General features: G+C 41.9%; 15 protein-coding genes. 3 read left to right on the top strand and 12 right to left on the bottom strand.

Going from position 1 to position 19116, the window contains the following annotated elements; translation table 11 throughout:
• Nucleotides 1–428: 428 nt before the first annotated feature.
• Both IEY42_RS03125 and ubiU read right to left on the bottom strand, forming a co-directional pair.
• Entirely contained in the window at nucleotides 429–1367 is a 939-nt protein-coding gene (locus IEY42_RS03125) for a U32 family peptidase (protein ID WP_188923895.1), read from the bottom strand.
• An 8-nt stretch (nucleotides 1368–1375) separates the two neighbouring features.
• Nucleotides 1376–2377, bottom strand: a complete 1002-nt coding sequence (ubiU, locus tag IEY42_RS03120) for a ubiquinone anaerobic biosynthesis protein UbiU (RefSeq protein WP_188923894.1) — start codon at nucleotides 2375–2377, stop codon at nucleotides 1376–1378.
• 140 nt (nucleotides 2378–2517) lie between these two features.
• Here ubiU and ubiT point away from each other — a divergent pair, with 140 nt between their 5' ends.
• The gene (gene ubiT, locus IEY42_RS03115; protein WP_188923893.1) at nucleotides 2518–3024 is read left to right on the top strand and encodes a ubiquinone anaerobic biosynthesis accessory factor UbiT; all 507 of its coding nucleotides are present in this window, start codon (nucleotides 2518–2520) and stop codon (nucleotides 3022–3024) included.
• Nucleotides 3025–3086: 62 nt separating this feature from the next.
• On the opposite strand, the gene IEY42_RS03110 is transcribed toward ubiT, so the two are convergent.
• Together IEY42_RS03110 and trhP are read right to left on the bottom strand one after the other, a co-directional pair.
• Nucleotides 3087–3335 carry a YfhL family 4Fe-4S dicluster ferredoxin gene (locus tag IEY42_RS03110; protein ID WP_188917317.1) on the bottom strand — a complete coding sequence of 83 codons (249 nt, stop codon included), beginning with the start codon at nucleotides 3333–3335 and terminating at the stop codon, nucleotides 3087–3089.
• A 6-nt stretch (nucleotides 3336–3341) separates the two neighbouring features.
• Nucleotides 3342–4706, bottom strand: a complete 1365-nt coding sequence (gene trhP, locus IEY42_RS03105; RefSeq protein ID WP_188923892.1) for a prephenate-dependent tRNA uridine(34) hydroxylase TrhP — start codon at nucleotides 4704–4706, stop codon at nucleotides 3342–3344.
• A gap of 248 nt (nucleotides 4707–4954) precedes the next feature.
• Between trhP and IEY42_RS03100 the strand changes: the two genes are divergently transcribed.
• Nucleotides 4955–5797 (top strand): HDOD domain-containing protein, encoded by an 843-nt coding sequence (locus IEY42_RS03100; RefSeq protein ID WP_188917321.1) that lies wholly within the window; start codon nucleotides 4955–4957, stop codon nucleotides 5795–5797.
• A gap of 151 nt (nucleotides 5798–5948) precedes the next feature.
• The gene (locus IEY42_RS03095; RefSeq protein WP_188923891.1) at nucleotides 5949–7430 is read left to right on the top strand and encodes a putative bifunctional diguanylate cyclase/phosphodiesterase; all 1482 of its coding nucleotides are present in this window, start codon (nucleotides 5949–5951) and stop codon (nucleotides 7428–7430) included.
• 23 nt (nucleotides 7431–7453) lie between these two features.
• Here IEY42_RS03095 and IEY42_RS03090 read toward each other — a convergent pair whose 3' ends face one another.
• From IEY42_RS03090 to IEY42_RS03055, 8 genes are all read right to left on the bottom strand, one after another.
• The gene (locus IEY42_RS03090; protein WP_188923890.1) at nucleotides 7454–7894 is read right to left on the bottom strand and encodes a thioesterase family protein; all 441 of its coding nucleotides are present in this window, start codon (nucleotides 7892–7894) and stop codon (nucleotides 7454–7456) included.
• Between the two features lie 23 nt (nucleotides 7895–7917).
• Nucleotides 7918–8607 (bottom strand): substrate-binding periplasmic protein, encoded by a 690-nt coding sequence (locus IEY42_RS03085; RefSeq protein ID WP_229779890.1) that lies wholly within the window; start codon nucleotides 8605–8607, stop codon nucleotides 7918–7920.
• 220 nt (nucleotides 8608–8827) lie between these two features.
• A complete protein-coding gene (locus IEY42_RS03080) occupies nucleotides 8828–10642 on the bottom strand; it encodes an EAL domain-containing protein (RefSeq protein ID WP_188923889.1) in 1815 nt (604 codons plus the stop codon).
• A 55-nt stretch (nucleotides 10643–10697) separates the two neighbouring features.
• Nucleotides 10698–12677 (bottom strand): ligand-binding sensor domain-containing protein, encoded by a 1980-nt coding sequence (locus IEY42_RS03075; RefSeq protein WP_188923888.1) that lies wholly within the window; start codon nucleotides 12675–12677, stop codon nucleotides 10698–10700.
• A 119-nt stretch (nucleotides 12678–12796) separates the two neighbouring features.
• Entirely contained in the window at nucleotides 12797–13270 is a 474-nt protein-coding gene (locus IEY42_RS03070; RefSeq protein WP_188923887.1) for a LabA-like NYN domain-containing protein, read from the bottom strand.
• 17 nt (nucleotides 13271–13287) lie between these two features.
• A complete protein-coding gene (locus tag IEY42_RS03065; RefSeq protein ID WP_188923886.1) occupies nucleotides 13288–16392 on the bottom strand; it encodes a multidrug efflux RND transporter permease subunit in 3105 nt (1034 codons plus the stop codon).
• Complete coding sequence (locus IEY42_RS03060; RefSeq protein ID WP_188923885.1) at nucleotides 16392–17495, bottom strand: efflux RND transporter periplasmic adaptor subunit; 1104 nt, start codon at nucleotides 17493–17495, stop codon at nucleotides 16392–16394. The genes IEY42_RS03065 and IEY42_RS03060 overlap by 1 nt, the downstream gene beginning before the upstream one ends.
• A 203-nt stretch (nucleotides 17496–17698) precedes the next feature.
• A complete protein-coding gene (locus IEY42_RS03055; protein ID WP_188923884.1) occupies nucleotides 17699–18934 on the bottom strand; it encodes a hypothetical protein in 1236 nt (411 codons plus the stop codon).
• Nucleotides 18935–19116: the final 182 nt, after the last annotated feature.

Below are 19116 nucleotides of genomic sequence, written 5' to 3'. Positions count from 1 at the left end.
TTTTTTTTGTGTCACGTTAACTACACCTTACGTATGTGCTTTTTGAGTATGCAAGTCGCACTTGCCAACTGCCGAATATGAACATCACAGTGAATGTCCATTCAGTTGTATATTTTTGGAAGGCAAGGTTACCCCCTTATCCGCCTTATGTAAAATGATAACTGTGACGAATAGTTATTAGATAAATGTGGGTAGATATACGCGGTGTGCTTTTGTGTTGCACATCAAATAAAACATAAAATAATCATAGTGTTGATTAATTGTTTTGTATTTGTGTGTTAAGTGTTTAGGCACTAAGGTCAGAACCATTTGATAGGCGGTACGTTGTCATCCTAGCCGAAAGGGGCAAGGCTAACTACGCGATAACAAAATAACCGCGCAGTAAGCTTTGGCGAAGGCGTTTAATTCATCTCAGTTTGATTGGACGATTAAGGTGCTAATTGAGCTGATTCAGTATACTGCATGCCAGGTAGCCCTAACCAATAGCCGTTGCAATGGCGCTGATGATCTGTCGCAGAGGTAAACGGTAACAGTTTTGTCGGTAACTCATTCGTTTGGCTAACATCACCTGCGGTTAAGTTAGCTAATAGCGAAGCCAGTTCATGGCCTAAATCAACATCTGCAAATTTGCTGGGTGAAATTCGCCAATAATTTACACCCATAGTGATCATATCGGGGATTTGGTTAATCAAATTAACTTGTGCCGCAGATTGGGTTTGAATGCCATTTAATCTTAATAACGGTTGTGACTCCTGGGTTTGGGCCAGTAAACCTTTGCTATGACGCTGGCAAATGGTTTGACACTTATCTTTGGGGAGTTGGTAGTGTTTTGCGGTAAAGCAGCGAGCTGAATGTGCTAATGGCATATACCCGTGGCCTAATACTTCAATTTCGAATGGCGGTTTTTTATCGGTGTCGATAACCGCTTGCAGCCAATCTTTTGATAACTCGCAAGGCATCACAAAGCGGTACATGCCTTTTTGATGCAATAAGTCCAAACTAGCTCGGTTGTAATTATTTATGGTTGGCCCACAAACAAAAGGCACTTTAGCTTGATGAGCGTAAAATACCGCCGCCATATCGTTAGCTTCAATGCTAAAGTCACCGTTATCAATGGCGCGCTTTAATTCATTAAGTTCCGATTGAGCTTCAATCAACGCCATTGTCGATAAAACCACGTGTTTACCATGAGTCTTCAACATATTGGCGAGGTCTAAATAATCGGTAAATTTAAGCTCTCGGCGGCGGCTACAAACCGTTTCCCCAAGGTAAACCGTGTCGATGTTACTGTTGGCCACCTGTTGGTAAAATTGTTCAACATCAGCTTTAGACCAGCAATAGCTGATGGGGGCGAGTGAGATTTTCATAGTAACCCTTATTGCCATTGGCGCTCGTAAGCACCTAATGTGGTGATTTGTCCTTCAGATACTTTGGCTAAAGCTTGTGACCATTGCGGTTGTTCGGCAAATGAATCTGGTGCAGCAAAGTAAGTGTCTATTGCTTTACGCCATACTTGAGTTACCTGGCTTACGTATGCTGGACTGCGTTGGCGACCTTCAATTTTAAGTGATGTCACACCTGCTTTGGCTAAATCGGGTAACAGGCTTAAGGTATTCAAACTGGTGGGGGATTCTAATAGATATTTAGCATCTTGATCGTATTCAGCCACATAGCGACCTTTACAGACCACCGGGTACCCTAATTGTTGGCTGGCGTCTGCTTTATCGATCAATACATTGTTTAAGCGAGTGAGTTTGTCGGCGCCACTGTCTTGCCAGCGCACGTGGTTGGCCGGTGAGCATGAACCGCCAGTATTAGGCGATTGTCCTGTAACATAAGATGATAAGTGACAACGGCCTTCAGCCATAATGCACAAGCTGCCAAAGGCAAATACTTCTAAATCTACTGGGCTGGCTTTGGCTAAATCTCTAACTTGCTTGATTGACAGCACTCTTGGCAGTACAGCACGCTCTATATTAAATGCTTCTTTATAAAACGATAGTGCCCCTAAGTTGGTTGCACTGGCCTGAACTGATAAATGTAACGGTAGATGAGGGTAATGCTGGTGGGCGTAACTTAATAATGATAAATCGGCCACGATAAGTGCATCCATACCCAGCTGTGCAGCAATATCGACAGCCAGATACCAACGGTGTTCTTGTCCCGGTTTTGGGAAGGTGTTTAAGGTTAAAAACACTTTACGCCCTTGACTGTGGGCGAGTTTGGTTGCTTGGGTGAGTTGTTCTACAGAAAAGTTTAACCCGGCAAAAGACCTGGCATTTGTGTCATCTTTTAACCCCAAATAGACCGCATCGGCGCCAGCATTTAAGGCAGCTTTTAAAGAGGCGAGGTTGCCAGCTGGGCATAAGAGTTCCATGTCACTGTTCTCATTTTTTTTAAAGAACAGGAGTGTAAATGTGATTGAGTTAACATGAATTGATTTAAAACAGGTTTCGTTGCATAAATTGCCAGTAAACTCACTTGATTAAATGCTCTGTTTGCAAGTAGGAACCCTTCATGGCTCAAGTATTACAACAACGTATGTCTGAACATATTTTACAATTTGCACCTCAATTTAGTCGCCGTTCATTAGCGATAATGCCTGAGAAGCTTAAAATAACTCTTATTAATCAGATGTTAAACTTAGTGTTAGCTGAGCAAGTTAACTCTGGCGAATTAGCTTTTTTAGCCAATAAGTGGGTGGGAATTTGCGTTGATGATATTGATTTACAATTTCAAGTGAGTGTTGATACCAAGTTACGTGTTATGCCGATGACTAAACCGAATGTGATTTTTAGCGCCAATGTGCCTGAACTCTTGTTAGTTGCCGCAGCTAAAGAAGATCCAGATACGTTGTTTTTTCAACGTAAACTGCGAATTGAAGGTGATACCGAATTAGGCCTTGAAGTAAAAAACATGCTGTTATCGATAGAGCTTGATGCGCTGCCTAAGCCAATAAGGTTAACCGTAGACAAGCTAGCGAGTATGTTACAAACATTAACCCAAGGTTCAGACACTCAATAATGAGCAATCAGGCCAATAAAAAAACGGCGCTTTAAGCGCCGTTTTTAATTGGATTAATTCAGTTATCGCCCTGTAATTATGGCGTATTTAACTAATAATTCATCATGTGATTCAATATGTTGCGGGTCAGGGTCAATACAGTCAATTGGACAAACCGACACGCAGGTGGGTTTGTCATAATGACCGACGCATTCTGTGCATAGCGCAGGATCGATTTCGTAAATCTCGTCACCCATGGTGATGGCCTCATTGGGGCACTCGGGTTCGCACATATCGCAGTTGATACAACTGTCATCGATGATTAATGCCATAAATTATTAACCTGGTTGATGAGGGTTTCGTGTATCCACTCCCTCGGGTAAATTGCGCATTAGCATGGCTCGTTCAACATTGATATTTTGCGGAATATCCATAAACACAAAATGACCAGAACCTAAAGCCGCTTCTATCTGTTCACCTTTGCGATTGACTAATGATGCAATAGAGATAACAAAGTTGCCTTCGGTTGTCATCACTTCAACACTGTCACCCACAGAGAATTTATTTTTAACATCAATCTCAGCTTGGCCTTCAGCGTTACGTTTACCGGTAAACTCACCCACAAATTGTTGATTGTTACTCACAGAGTGGCCATATTCGTAATTTTGATATTCGTCATGCACATGGCGACGCAAAAAGCCTTCGGTATAGCCACGATGAGCTAAACCTTCAAGGTTATTCATTAAGGTGCGGTCAAAGTCTTTACCTGCAACAGCATCTTCAATGGCTTGACGATACAGCTGAGCGGTGCGAGCGACATAATAAAAAGACTTGGTGCGCCCTTCAATTTTTAATGAATCAACGCCCATACGGGTTAAACGGTCGACATGTTGAATCGCCCGTAAATCTTTTGAGTTCATAATATAAGTGCCGTGCTCATCTTCAAATGCTGGCATGTATTCGCCAGGACGGCCAGCTTCTTGTAATAATACAATCTCGCTACTAGGCTTGCCTGCCCCTAATGTTGGTGTCTCAATTTGTACGTCTGGGGGAAGGGCGATCACATCACCGGTTTCGGTTTGCTGTGCCTGGTGTACATCATACTTCCAACGACAGGCATTAGTGCAAGTGCCTTGGTTAGGGTCACGTTTATTGATGTATCCCGATAATAAGCAGCGGCCAGAATACGCCATGCAAAGTGCACCGTGAACAAACACTTCAAGTTCAATGTCTGGACAACGTTGGCGGATTTCTTCAATTTCATCTAATGATAATTCACGCGATAAAATGACGCGTTTAATCCCTTGTTGTTGCCAAAACTTTACCGACGCCCAGTTAATGGCATTGGCTTGTACAGACAAATGCACCACTTGTTCAGGAAACGCCTCACGTACCATCATAATTAACCCAGGGTCAGACATAATGATCGCGTCTGGCTTCATGGCAATCACGGGTTCCATATCTTTAATATAGGTTTTTAGTTTGGCATTATGCGGCGCAATATTACTGACAACATACAGCTTTTTGCCTAGTGCATGGGCTTCTTCTATCCCTGTGGCGAGGTTTTCCATTTTAAAATCATTATTTCTCACCCGTAAGCTGTAGCGAGGTTGGCCGGCATAAACAGCGTCGGCACCATAAGCAAAGGCATAACGCATATTTTTAAGCGTGCCAGCAGGCGATAATAATTCAGGTTTAAACATAGTTTTCTCGGCCTTGAACAAGGTTGACATCTTCAGGGGGCGCAAGCTTACTTAAGGACATTAGTGAGAACAAATATAGCCGCAGGAATTGTGAGATGGGTTGTACTTTTGGTGGTCGATTGAGATTCAATGCGCTGCAATCATTGAAAATGCACAATTAATTGAGCTTGCTGTTTTTGAGTCATCGCAAACTGAATGTGTTTGGGTATATAATCTTGGTACTAGTGTATTTATTTTATGGAGAGCGCATGTCTACCGAACATCAACTCTTGGTTGGATTATTAAAAAAGCTTAAAGACGATGCGTTGGTGTTACCAACCTTGCCAGAAGTGGCTATGCGAGTTCAAGAGGTGGTGGCGCGTAAAGATTCAAGTCTTAAGCAGGTTGGTGATGTTATCGGCCAGGATGCGGCAATTTCAGCGCGAATCATTAAAGTGGCTAACAGCGCATTATACTCTCGCGGCAATAAAGCCGAGAGCATTAGTGCCGCCGTTAACCGCATTGGTTTAGTGCAAATTAAATCTATTACTACCTCAGTGGCAATGGAACAATTGTTTATTTCGACCAACGAAATGGTATGGGAAGTGATGGATGAAGTATGGAAAACATCAATTGAAGTGACGGCTTCATCTTGTGCGATGCTTGAAATATACAACAAGCGTAACCCCACCAAACGCCTAGACCGTGACACCTTAACGCTGGCCGGATTAGTGCATAATATTGGTGCGCTCCCTGTATTAACCGAAGCGGAGATCCACCCTGAGCTTTGCAGTAAAATTGAACAATTACGTAGTCTTGTGCGTAAAATGCAAGGGCCAATCGGCCGCGCTGTATTAAAAACATGGGATTTTGCCCCGGAGGTGATGGAAGTGGTCGAACGTTGGGCTGACTTACATTACATGCCAGAAAAAGTCACTTATTTAGACTTTATTCGCTCGGCAGCATTTTATACCGGAGAGTTACGTGCAGGTGAAGAATTAGATGAACGTTTAGGGGTATTTGCTCAACGCGGGTTACCTGTAACGCCAGAAGACTTAGCCAGTGATGAGTTCATTGATATGTATCATTCTATTAAGCAAAGCTACGAATAATGCTACTTGGCGTGGCGTATGGACGGTGTGCTGTTGGCTTGCCGTCGATACCACTTTAGTCGATAATTTATATTCGTTTCTAGGTTGATGTTAAATGATGGTATACCCTGAATGCTGAATAATAGGACTCTTTATTAATGATGATATGTTAATGGACAATTTTGTGCTCATTTTGTTGTGTTTGACCGGCGTTATAGCGGTTATTATTGGAGGAATGTATTTTCGTCAATATCGCGCCTTGCAGCAATTAACCCATGCACTGCAATTACAAATGCTCAACCAAGATTCATTTACCTTTGATACATCATCTTCCTCGTTAAAACCCCTGACTTCTGTCCTTAATCAGATATACCAATCTAACCTATTTAGCACCGAACGAGATAAATTAACCGGGTTAACTAATCGGGTCGGCTTTAAGCGTAAAATGCTCGCTAAAATGCCTGTGTCAGACGGCATGCTAGTGCTAGTTGATATTAAGCAGTTTCGATTTGTGAATGACTTATTTGGTTTTATATTTGGCGACAAACTCCTTAAAGCGTTTGCCAAGCGAATCGAAAACGTAACCCATAAACCACAATTTATTGCCAGAATGAATGGCAATGAGTTTCTATTGTTTTTCCCTAATGAGTTAACCTTAACTGAACTGTTAACCATTAAAAACGATTTGCAACAGCCTTTTGAAATAGAACAACAACCCATCAGTATTAAAATTCAGTTAGGGGTATTATCACTCAGTGAGCACCATGCTGATGTGAGCTTAATGCTTAGGCGCCTCGATTTGGCACTGAAAAAAGCCAAGCAATTAAAACAGCCTCTTGCTTTTTATTATCAAGGTGACGACAAAGCTCAGTACCGTGAATTATTGATCATTAATGGGCTCCCTAACGGCTTAAAATACAATCAATTGTATATGGTATTCCAACCAAAACTTGATATTGAAAGTGGTCAGTGCCAACAAGTAGAAGCGTTAATTCGCTGGCACCACGAAGGGCTAGGGCCTATTTCACCCAATGAGTTTATTCCACTGGCAGAACAAACAGGCATGATTGATTTATTAAGTGCTTGGGTATTAGATGCCGTTGTCGCCCAACAAGCTAAATGGCGAGAGAAGGGGATTTACGTCAAGGTGGCGTTAAACTTGTCATCAACCGACCTCGATAATCCTAACTTAGCCAATGATGTTGCCAGTAAGCTTGCTAAATACTTGGTACCTGCTGAATGTATCATGATTGAAATTACCGAAAGTGCGTTAATGGTGTCGCTAGAACAAACCATAGTGACATTAAATCAGCTGCGCGACATAGGGGTTAAAATTGCCATTGATGACTTTGGTACCGGCCATTCATCGTTAGCATACTTACGCTTTTTACCGGTTGATGAAGTTAAAATCGACAAAGCTTTTTTAGATGAGTTTGAAACAACCCTCGCCGCCAAACAAATTGTTAAAACCAGTATTGAGCTAGCTAAAAGCTTAGGTTTTGAAGTGACGGTAGAAGGGGTAGAGTCTAAGTCGGTGTTAGACACATTACGGACTTATGGCGTTGATACGATTCAAGGCGACTATTTTGCCAAGCCCGCCACAGCACAAGAGTTTGAACACATTTACCCACAGCTTAATCATTTATCTGCTTAAGCTGTTTACTGCGCTCGATTATTTTACGCCATGCCTGCCGATAGCTGGGTAATTAACGATGGTGGCATGGGGGCTAATTGACGCTTTTGGTTCATGCATACCATTTCTATTGTGGCTGTGACCGCGGCTTTCGTGGCGTTAGGTCGCCAAATAGATTGCTTCCATACGGTTCGGAATTTACTTTCAAAGTAAAACTGCGTTCGCACGTCAACGATATCTGCAAATTCAACCCCGTCATGGCACACCATATCGGTACGATACACTGCAAAGCCTAATTGTTGCTGCTGCCATAAGTTATGCAATATTTCTGCGCCGATGACATGCTCGCGCGCGCGCTCAAAGTATTTTAAAAAATTGGGGTGATACACCACGCCTGAAAAATCAGTATCTTCATAATAAATTTGCACATTAAAGCGATATTCTGGGCTGTAATGCGGTGTGGTAGGTAAAGTTGTTGCGCTCATTGTGAGTTAACCTTGGTAAATAATTAGTCTAGCGGAACCAATAATTGCTGATAGTGACCTTGTTGCTTTAATGTTTGTAACCCTTTGTCGAGTAATTTACTCCATTGCTCAGCTTGAGGATCTTTCTTTGAGAAGGCGACAAATATTTCACTGATGTGGTTATTAAATTTAGCACTAATGTCTTTGTTTACACCCATTTGATCAATATACACATCGGCTACCATGTCATACATAATGGCTGTGTTAATGCGGCCAACCAGTAATAAATTAATCAATTGGCGCTGGCTGTTAACTTTGGTAATGCGTAACTGGCGCTTTTCAATCAGTTGAATAAATTCATCACCATATTCATAGCCATCAATAATCCCCACCACACTGCCTATCGGTAAGTGCCATTTATCATCGACACTGGAGGGGTGATCTTTGGCAAAGAAAAAAGAGGCATTGACGGTAAATAAGGGCTCCTGGCCAAATACAAAGCGTTTGAGTGTGCTTTGTTCTTTAGTGACATTAAAGACGCCATTTACAGAGCCGCGATCGGTCATCACCAATCCGCGAGTATAAGGTACTACGATCGTTGAAACAGCCACATCAACTTGTTTAAAGGCTTGCTGAATTAAATGATGAGAAATACCGCGGCCAAATTCATCGGCAAAAGGAGGCCAGCCGTCTTCTGCGGCTAAGGTGACTTTGAGTGGTTCAGAATAGGCCATAGTGGGCAACGTCAACATGCAACAAAGCATCACCGTGGCCGCTATTTTTTTGGGCCGTGTGTGAGAGAAGTTGTACGCTGAAAATAGAGCCAATAGGACGTTTTTAAAAGCGGTGGCCAGCATATATTCCTTTATTGAATAATCCATTCGTTTCACCGAGATCATAGCATTATTATTGAGAAAGGGATATTTCAATGCTATCGACAACCCCCCGCCAGGCTTAGCCCGTTGGGTTTGCTAGTTCTAACTTATCGTTCATAATATAACTTTGTTTGAGTAAGCTTTGTGTCGCCAGCGCATTAAGCGCAGGGCCGAATAAAAAACCTTGCACAATTTTGCATTGGTAATGCCTAAGCTTAACCAATTGAGCGTGTGTTTCTACCCCTTCGGCAATGACATCTAACTGCAACTCGTTACCTAATTTAATAATATTTTTCAGTACAATATTACTGGTTTCTATCGGCAACATAGAGTGAATAAAAGCTTTATCTATTTTTAAGGTATCGAGAGGAAACTGAGTTAAATAGTTTAATGAAGAGTAGCCTTTACCAAAATCATCAAGTGCGATGCGTACTTTAAGCTGCTTCAGTTGGAATAGCACAGCCTTTGCCGCTTTTATATCGGTAATTAATAATGACTCTGTGATTTCAAGCTCTAACATGTGAGCAGGAAATTGACTTTGCTGTAATATCAGCGCGATGTCTTCAACGATAGTAGGCTGTGATAATTGCAGTGGCGATATATTGACCGAAATATTGCCCTTAAGAATACCTTGCTGCTGCCATTGATACCCTTGATGACAAGCTTGAGCCAGTACCCACAATCCGATGTCGATAATTAATCCGCTGTCTTCTGCCTGGTCAATAAAGCGCGTAGGAGAAATTAATCCATCGGTAGGATGTTGCCAACGAATAAGGGCTTCGAGCCCCAATATGCTTTGAGTGTGGGCACAACATTTTGGCTGGTAATACACCACTAACTGGTTTTCGGGAAGGGCATTATTAAGCTGGTTTTTAATTAATAACCGCTCTAATAGCGCTGCAGACAGTTTCTCGTTGAAAAAATAACTGCCATTACGGCCATTTTGTTTAGCGGCGTACATTGCCGTATCGGCATGCTTTAATAATGTTTTTGCGTCTTTACCGTCATTTGGATAACAGGCAACACCAATACTGGCTGAACTGTTTAACCAAAACTCATTGATTTGATAACCCGCGTTTAGTGAGCTTAGGATCCGTTCGATAATATTGACTAAATCTTGGTTAAGTCTATTTTCATCTGGTTCATATTGAATAATTAACGCAAACTCATCGCCACCTAAGCGGGCTAGTACATCTTGATGTTTTAAGCAGTGTTGTAAGCGTTTAGCCACTTGGATAATGAGTTCATCACCAATGTCGTGCCCCATAGAATCATTTACTTCTTTAAAATGATCTAAATCGATAAACACGACCGCTGCGGTTTGGGTGGGGGTGTTAATTAACCTTGATAATTGCTGATTAAAATAAAAGCGATTGGCTAAGCCAGTTAAGCTGTCGTAATTGGCACGGTTGCTTAACTCTTTAATTTGTTTAAATCGAGACAACGCAAATAACATCGACATTAAACAAACGGTAATGGCTAAGGCTATTAACGCATAAAACCACCAGGCTTGATTGATACTGAAAGCAAACTCTGCTTGTTGTGGGCTCCAGATCCCATCGCTATTCGTGCTTTGTACTTTAAAGGTGTAATCACCGGCGGGGAGGTTAGTGTACATCGCATTGTGTTGTTGGGTGGTAATCCAGTCGTCATCAAAGCCTTCCAGCATAAAGCGATATTTATTGCGCTCTGGTGCGGTGAAATCTAATGACGCAAATGAAAACTGAATCATATTGTTATCATAATCGACTGTAACAGCATCAACGTTGTTGTTGATATTGACGTAAGATTTATTGGCGGTATTGGCCGCGGTAATATGCACTGGCGGAATAAAATGATTTTGACTAATCGCGGTAATATCAATCTGAATGACACCTTTATTAGAACCTATCACAAGTTGATTGCCAATCAGATCTATCGCCGCTTCGTTAAAAATTAAATTACTATGATTAATCGCACTTGGGTAATGGGTAATGGGTGATGGTGCCTGTGCGGCTTGCGTACTGCGTTAACATTTGGCGGCTGGTAATCCATAAATTACCTTGTTCATCTCCGGTAACGGCCTTCAAGCGATTATCCGTTAGGCCGTCTTTGCGGGTAATATATTCAATATTGTATGGGGTTTCATCTTTTGTTGTTGGGGTGATTTTGGCTAAACCAAGCCCTTGAGTCGTGGCCCAAATAACACCTTGTTCGTCTTGATAAATACCACTTGTTCGAATATTTTCGCGGTCATTGCCTAGGCTTAAATGTGTGGTTTTGTCGCTATTTGAGTCGATAATAAAAATGCCATTAGTGGTGGCAAGCCATAATTCTCCAGTATCAATAATAATCGCATCAAAGGTGAAATTGCCGCCAGAGGTGTAGAGGTTTTCATTATCATTAAAATAATGTTTTAGTATGCCTTCTGATGGACTAAATAACATTACCCCAGCATTTAAATAACCGGTTATCCAAACGTTGCCTTTATTGTCTGGGGTGACTGTGTAAAAGTCGGTTTGAGGAAAACCATATGGGTTACCAGGGGCATTACTATAGTGAGTAACGTGTTGGCTTTTAGCATCGAAATAACTTAACCCTTTATCATGTGAAGCCCAAACGTTATTCGCTGCGTCAACTTGTACATTCCAAATACTGCTTATTAATGTATTATCGGACTCGTTGGTCAAAGGGGATAATGTGGCTGTTTTTCTCTCTAAGTCGATAGTATCTAAACCATTATTAGATGCCACCCAAACATGATGCTGTTTGTTTACTGAAAGAGCAAAGACATTTTCTCCTGATAGCTCAGAGTCATTTGCTAGCGGTTTATACATACGACTGGCTTGTTTTAAAGGGCTGTAATACCCCACACCTTGAGTTGATGCAAACCACACGAGACCAGATGAATCAATAAACACATCATCAATAAAGTCGCTTGGCAGAGAGTGATCATTAAATGCTTGAGATGTAATCCAATCAAATTGACCTGAAGCTATCGAAAGCACCCCGACACCTTTATTGGTGCTTACCCAGATGGTTTGTGGATTTTCAATGGCAATACTAGTGACATAATTACTGATTATGTCACCTTGTTGTGGGTGAGCTTGAGCATAATAGTGCTGGTAGCTTTTATTGTTAGGGTTAAAACGAATTAAGCCATAATTTTGTGTACCAAACCAAATTAAGCCATTGTCGGCCACTTCACTGCTGAGTATGTAGTCGTTAAATAACGTCTTGGCAGTAATAGGCGTAGATACTTTATTACTGTTATTGTCAGCCATATTAGGCTCAAATAAATGCAATGCTTGAGTGTTTGGTTCTAACACGGCTAAGCCAAAGTCAGTGCCTACCCATAACCGCTGTTGTTGGTCAGCGACAATACTATAAATTGAGGTTTCTACGGCAGTCTTTTGTTGGTTGAGATATAAGGGGATCGAAATGAATTGAGCCGAACTGGCCGATTTAAATTGTAACCCGCTGCCGGTACCCACCCATAAATTATTACTTGGGTCTTGGTAGAGTTTCGTTATCCAATTGGTATTTTGAGCAAATGGTTCAAGGTTTAACGGGTAAATGCTTAATTGATCATCGAGGGTTAATTGGTTTAAACCATCTTCGGTAGCAAACCAAATATTTCCTTGGCTATCTTCTATTATATCGGTAACAAAGTTATTGGAAATATGTCTTTTAGAGCCAGGCGAAAATTGAAAGTGAATAAACGCTTGGCCATCATATCGGCTTACTCCTGAATCAGTCGCAAACCATAAAAAACCATTTTTTTGCTGGTAGATCATTGTCACTAATGTTGAGGGTAAACCATCGGAAATATTTAAGCGTTCAATTTGATATTGATTTGCAGCGACACTGAATACAATGGAAAGTGAGATTAATACCCCACTTATTATTACACATAGGTAACGTACTAATTTGTGAAAAGAGAAAACCATTAAAAACCTTATCTTCAGCAACGATGCTTTGTCGTGTTAATTCAACTTTTCATACAATATGAAGTATTGTAAAAAGCTGTCGATAAGTTGTATCTCAAATAAGGCTTACGCGCAAATCATTACAACAATAAAGTGCTGTCTATTGGTGTAAATTGTTGACATTGATCACTGAGCGACTTGGCGGTCAACCGTTCAACGCTAATAACATGGGTGTAGCATTGGCTGCTTTGGTTTATTTTTTTCAATAATAAATCAAAGTCACCGTCGCCAGACAACAATATCACTTCATCAACCGTTGGGGCTATCTCGAGCATGTCGATGGTAATCCCCACATCCCAATCCCCTTTGGCTGAGCCATCGCTTCGTTGAATATACGGCTTAGTTTTTACCGTAAAGCCAATGTGTTTTAAGGCATCTTGAAACTTAACTTGGCCATCATCGGCAGGCGCTATCGCATAAGCGATAGCGTGGCTAATGTGACCGCGCTTTGCTAGTTGTTGATACAGTGCGCGGTAATTAAATGAGCGGCCAAAACCTTGTTTACAGGTGTAATAAATGTTTTGTACGTCTACAAATACTGCAATGTTAGTCATTCTTACACCTGTGTTGATTAAGGCTGCGTTGCCGCTTGTGCGGCAATGGCATCATTTAGTTGGGCTTCAACATACCCGGGTGAGTGCGTTGAGGCCGAGATTATGCGATACATGGCAGGGATGACTAATAAGGTCACGAAAGTAGCAAATGCCATGCCGGAGAATATCACAGTTCCCACTGCGATGCGGCTTTCGCTGCCAGCACCTGTTGACATAATCAATGGAATTGCGCCAATTAAGGTAGTAAAGGCGGTCATTAAAATGGGGCGTAAGCGGCGTGCAGATGCATCAATAATGGCGGTGTTGAGTGCGAAGCCGCGATCCCGTAACTGATTGGCAAATTCAACAATTAAAATGCCGTTCTTAGTCACCATGCCGATTAACATGATCATACCAATTTGACTGTAAATGTTCATACCTTGATTGGTGAGTGCTAGGCCAATAAAGCCACCAAAAATCCCCATCGGTACTGTAAACATTACCACTGCGGGGTTAATAAAGCTTTCAAATTGGGCCGCTAATACCAAGTAAGCAATTAATAAGGCAAGGGCAAATACGACCAATACCCCGCTTTGGTTTTCTTTAAAGTCTTTTGACTCACCAGTATAAGTAATTGAAATATCGGTAGGTAATATTTCAATTGCGCGTTGCTCTAAATAGTCTAGGGCTTCACCAAGTGTATAGCCATCACCTAAGTTTGCTTTGATGGTGATCGATTTTTGCTTATTGGTGTGGCTTAATCGTTGTGGTGAGGCAATTTCTTCTACATGGGTGACTGTGTCTAGGGTGATGAGCTCGCCCCTTGCGCTTCTAAAGTAAATTTTACTGAGATCGCTAACACTATTAAAGCTGTTTTCGTCACCACGAAGGTACACATCGTATTCTTCGCCTCGCTCTACAAAGGTGGTTTCGCTACGACCGCCTAACATGATTTCAAGAGTGGTTGATATTTCGGATACGCTAATGCCTAATTCGGCGGCGCGCTGTTTATCCACTGTAACCACAAGCTCGGGCGTGGTTTCAGCATAATCTAAATCGGCACCTTCTAGCATGGGGCTAGCATCGGCTTCTTGCTGTAAAATTTGCGCCCATTTGAACAATTCGGCGTAGTCAGAGCCGCCAAGCACGAATTCAACGGGTTCACTTGATCTACCTCTAAACCCTGGCAACATAGGGCGAACCATTACATCAGGGATATCTTTTAAGGTCTGGCTAATTAACCCTAATGCTTGTTTAACATCGATGTCGCGATCGGCCCAATCTTCTAGCTGAATAATCGCAAAGCCAGTTTGATCGCCAGCGCGGCCACCAAAGGCGGGCGCTTCAACACTGAATGACTTCACTACCCCTTGGCCAAGCAGAGGTAATAAGCGGCTTTCCACAATGTCCATGTTAGCAACCATACGGTTATAACTGGTGCCTTCAGCGCCTTTGATAAAGGCAAAAAGTACCCCTCGGTCTTCTTGCGGTGACAATTGGGATGGCACTTGTTGCATTAAAAAGTAACTGCCAGCAATACACGATAAAATAACGACAGGCGCGGCGACACGCCATGCCAGCGCCCAGCTAACCATACGACGATAATTGTGTTCTAATTGAGAAAATCGACGGTCTACCCACTGGTTAAAGCGGTTTTTATTCACATTAGCTTTGAGTAATTTACTGCCCATTACTGGGGTTAGTGTCAATGCGATAAGCGATGAAAAAATAACTGACATGGCTAGCATGGCCGAAAACTCGGTAAACAATAAGCCGACCATACCATCCATAAACGATATAGGTAAAAAGACCATTACCAGTACTAACGTGGTTGAAATTACCGCAAAGCCGACTTCTCGTGTCCCTTTGTAAGCGGCAAGTATGGGTTGCTCGCCCTTTTCGATATGATGGAAAATATTCTCAACCACCACAATTGCATCATCAACCACTAAACCAATGGCCAAGATTAATGCCATAAGTGTTAATAGGTTAATGGTGTAGCCTAGGCTGTATGCTGCCATAAAGGCTGCAATTAGAGACACAGGAACGGTAACTGCAGGGATTAACGTTGCTCGCACTTGTCCGATAAAAATATATAGCACTAATACAACCAGTACCCCAGTAATCAACAGCGTGTTGTATACCTCACTGATTGAACGGTCGATAAATACATTGGCATCGTAGTCGACCACTAAATGGGTTCCTTTGGGTAAGAAACCTTGTACCTTGTCGACCTCTTGTTGTACCCGTCTTGAAATATCTAATGGATTAGCATCCGACTGCGGCACAATCCCTAAGCTGAGATTTACGATACCGTTACTTTTAAAGGTGGAGTCTTCGTTTTTGGCACCAATGAACACATTGGCGACATCTTTAAGGTATATGGCGGTGCCATCTGATGCTGTGTGCACCACTAAGTAATTAAAATCTTCAGGGCTGAAGTAGAGGCGTTTGGTTCTAACGGACATCACCGTAGTATCGTTACGGACTTCACCACCGGGTGTTTCAAGGTTTTCGGTGTTTAATGCACTAATAATATCGTTGGTGGTCACATTTCTGCCAGCCATTAGCTGTGGCTTTAATTGCACATACATGACCTTATACAGGCCACCAGAAATATTGACTGAGCTGACGCCGGTGATCAGGCTAAATCGATCTTCTAAAACACGTTGAGCGTAGTCGGTCAATTGAGTGCGGTCCATGTTTTCAGAGCTTAAATTAACATAAATCGACGGTTCTCCAGTGCCGTTATCTTTAGACACAATTGGATCGTCGGCTTCATCGGGTAAGCGGCGCTGTGCTTTGGCCACAGCATCACGAACGTCACTGACCCCTTCGGTTAAATTCCAACCGAGCTCAAACTCAATCGAAATACGCGACATACCATTACGTGTGGTTGAGGTGATTTCATCAATGCCACTAATCCCGGTCAGTTCATCCTCGAGCGTTTTGGTGATTTTACTTTCCATAATCGTGGCAGAAGCGCCACTGTATGTTGTCATTACAGTGACAACAGGATTTTGCACATCTGGCATCTCCCGAACAGCCAGTTTAGAAAACGACACTATGCCAAATACGCAAAGGAGCAAGCTGAGTACAATAGCGACAACCGGGCGCTTAACGGCAGTATCACTTAGCCACATTATTTATGCTCCTGAGCAGACAATACTTGCGTGTCGTTTTGTGCCGTTTTTATCGATTTACTCAGGTCGTTCACTTTCACCCCGTCGCGCATATTCACGAGCCCTTGCACTACGATGTTGTCACCAATATTGACGCCAGACTCAATCAATACTTCATCTTTGATCCTTGCGCCTAGTACGACTTCTTTACGCTGGGCGACATTGTCTTGGTTTATGACGTAAACAAATCGTTTAGTGCCTGAGTATTCAAGTGCTTGTACTGGGACGATTGGGGCTGAAACGCTGGGGAAAATTAATGTTGCAGACATCATCATGCCGGGTTTTAGTTGGCCTTTTTTATTATAAAATTGGCTACGGATGTTGAGGTTAAGCGTTTGCGAATTCACTCTTGGGTCAATTGCAATGATGTTGCCGGTAAAGGTGGTGTTTGCCCATGCTCTGCTGCTGGCATTCACTGGCATACCTGTGCTCAGTAACGACAGGTAATGTTCGGGCACTTGTAAATCTAATTGCAGTACCGATAAATCATCCAATGACAGTAATTCCTCATTTATACTGACCATTTTGCCTCGGCTAAAATTGACCAAGCCGGTATTGCCGCTAAAAGGGGCTGTTACGGTGTGATAGGCCAAATCGGTTTGTGCTGATTGAAGGCGGGCGAGGGCAATGTCGACACTGGCCTTTTGTGCTTCAATTTCGGTTTGGGTGATGGCGTTAACATTGATAAGTTTTAAAAACTCGTTGAGTTTACGGACTTCATCTTTGTGATAAGCCTGCGCCTCTAATACATTGGCTTTGGCTTTGCTGTTATCAAGAGTGAGTAATGTTTGTCCTTTTCTGACATGTTGGTTTGAGCTCACTTCAATTGAATCGATTTTACCGCCTACTTGCGGTGCAATCATCACTGAATCGGTGGCGACGAGTTTACCAATAAGCGTGACAGATTGAGATAACTCATGTTGTTCTACATTTGCAGTCATAACCGGAATAATTTTTTCAACCCGTTGAGGTTTTGTCGCTGCAAAAACATTGATACTTAATACGCAGCAGGTGGCGATCGCAAAAGCTGCTGAAAACGTCTTTAAGCCGAGTTTCTTTATCATGTTGGATGTCTCTATAAACCAGGCGTAGGGTACGCAAGTTGTGAATTAGCTAATGGTTATATTGTAAATATGTTTTGTAAAACTTATCGTAAAGTAATGTAAAGCTTTTGGTTTTGTTTGTAACAAGGCACTTTGTTTTATTTAGCGCAACAAAAAAGCCATATCGAATGATATGGCTTTAAGGTTGAGCAAAGTGTTAAGGCTTACTTTTCGATAGGCTCGTTGGTAAACTCAATATTTTGCTTTTTAGTCGCAGGTGAAACACCCATAAAGTATTCGTAGCCTTTATCTGAAGACGTCTTTTTAGCATCTTCATCACTGAGCTTAATACTGGTTTGGTCTGAAAACAGCGTGTACTTCGCTTTAGGTTTGTCAGCCGATTTGGGTGTTGCTTTTGCGGTTGGCTTGAGGATCCCTTTAGGAAGCTCTGCCACTACTGATGGCGTTTGGCTGCTTGGTTTTTTTGCTGTCTTAACATTGTTGAACTTGTAATTAAATACGCCGTTACCTTCAATGTTTTCAACACTTGATTGGTCTTGGTCTTGGTAAGAAGCCAAAATGCCATGCTTGCCTAATGGAATTTCGTGGAACAGCTTTTTACCGGTACCGACTTTTACACCGTTAACAAACCAATCTGCAGGCACGTTACTGACTAATGTCACCATGGCCGATTTTAAACCTAGCTTGTCATTAAGCATTTCATCGATTTTGTTGTTATAAGATGGCTTGAACTTCATGGCCACTTTATATTGTAAACCGCCTTTCATGTTCATGTTAGCGTCGATGACTTCGTAAGAAAGCAGCACGCTTTTATCATTTAAAAAAGGTGATTCATTACGGGTGCTGCTCAAAATACTGCTTTTTGATTCTTTTAAACAATCAGCAATAGTTTGGTATTTAGAGCATTCAGTCGAACCATTAATATTAATTGGCAAAGTGCTACTTGATTTTGATAAGTCAGCAATTAAGCGGTTAGTTATATCAGTTTTAAGCTTGAACAACTGCTGGCTTTTAGTCGCACGCTGTTTATTGATAGATTCGTATTCTGACAGGATTTCTTCTTTTTCAGCTTCAAGACGCTTGCTGTCTTGTTCTGCTTTTAGCGTTAACTCATCAACCAAAGTGACAGATTCTTCAATTTGCTTGTAAGTGTTTGGCAAGGTTATTTTTGTGCGGATAGCCTCAGGTAACCCTTCGATTAATTCATCATAACGTTGCTGTTCTGATGCGATGGTTTTTTTTAGACCTTCAACGTCGTAGGCTTTCTTGTTAAGTTGAGAGAATTTGTCATTCACATTGATCAACAGACTGTCGATATCATATTCGGTTTCGATTTGGTTTAGTGTCTGTTTTTCTGTATTGGTAATGACTTCGAGTGCCGCAAATGAATTACTTGCGTATAAGCACAATAAAGCAAGGCTAATTGAACCGTATCTCACTGATTTCTCCATTATATTTCTATACAAGCTGGAACCATCGACACTCTGTAATGCGCTGAGTGTAATCAGCAAAGAGCAAAATAATCCGTTAATAATTTATAATACTGAAGTTATTTTGCCTTTACAAACAGATTGTGATGCTTAGCTCACAATAAATTGACAAAATTTTGACACTTCTAGAT

The organism is Shewanella algicola (assembly GCF_014648035.1).
GTDB classification, from domain to species: domain Bacteria; phylum Pseudomonadota; class Gammaproteobacteria; order Enterobacterales; family Shewanellaceae; genus Shewanella; species Shewanella algicola.
This window is presented reverse-complemented; position numbering and strand designations above follow the sequence as displayed.